Annotated in this window: 1 pseudogene; it reads left to right on the forward strand. The window is 38.0% G+C overall.

Annotated features, from left to right (window positions below):
- A pseudogene (locus ACOVO2_RS25355) lies at positions 1 to 895 on the forward strand (hypothetical protein); the annotation flags it as partial.
- Between the last annotated feature and the right edge of the window lie 317 nt (positions 896 to 1,212).

Here is a 1,212-nt window from a genome sequence, read left to right on the forward strand (position 1 = left end):
TTATGAATGTCAGAAAACCTACAATTTAGATTTTATGCGGGGCGATATGGCTCACGTTCAACCCAGACCAGATGGTGTGCCAGCCAAACCAGATGAATATTATGACCCGTTGATGGCCGTAAAGCATTATGTGCAGAAACAAGGCGTTAAGCATTTTGCATTTTTTGCCGAAACTTTTTTAGTTGACCCTGATTTTATGGGTTATGGCGATGAAAATGACCACTTGGAAGCCATTGATGCCGATTCTACACTCGGAGATTTACAGTCTTCGGTGGTGGGTTCTGCTGAGTTTATGCAGAAATTTGTGAAGTACAATCAATTGCTTCGCACTCGTAAATTCGCACCGAATTTTACGGTCATGACAGCCGATAAAGACGACCCTCGTTTTGACGAGTTTTATCGAACTGCCAATTACTTGCGTTTATTTGTTTCGTTGTTTTTGACTGATATGCCAAGCTATGTAGGTTTGGGCTTTGAAACTCGAAATATGCACCTTGAAAGAGGCAAAAATGAAGAATATACGAAACTATACGTTTTTGCGATTCGAGATGATAACGACCGAGATAAAGTAACTCACGGGCCATTTATTTGGGGTAAAAATCACTATCAGTTTCATTTGTTTCAGCAAATGCACCAATTGGCCGAAAATATTTGGGAGGAAATCAAAGGCCGTTCGGTGAAATGGCTTTTAGAAGCAACCGAAGAGCAAAAATTGATGATTTGGACACTGCAAGATAATCCAAAATACGTTTTTGTGGTAAACTTCGACCCACATAATGGAATTGACGAAAATCTTTTACGAGAAAAGACCTTCAATCATCCACTCAACCAAATCTTTACGACTGGGCATTATAGCCAGCAGCACGAGTGCAGAGTTTATCGTTTGGACGATTAAGGAGTTACTGAAAATTAGTTACTTGTTGACTGGTCTTTATAAACACCTGACTGTCAGTAAATTAGCAACTTTATTATAAAGCCGTTTAATCTATTGTAATTTTACGTAAGCACATAGTATAAATAAATTACATTAAGAAAAGCCCAAAGGGCTTTAACATAAATAGCCCCGAAAGAATTTCGGGGAAACAAATTGTAAAAATGTTGCCAACCCTGTAGTGGGTTGAACATTGCAGTTGTATATTGGAATTGTAGTATGAAATATTATTTCAAAAATAAGATGAAAAACAAGCCAATATCTGCAACACAAAAGACTGG

It is taken from the genome of Emticicia sp. (assembly GCF_049241225.1).
Taxonomy (GTDB): Bacteria; Bacteroidota; Bacteroidia; order Cytophagales; family Spirosomataceae; genus Emticicia.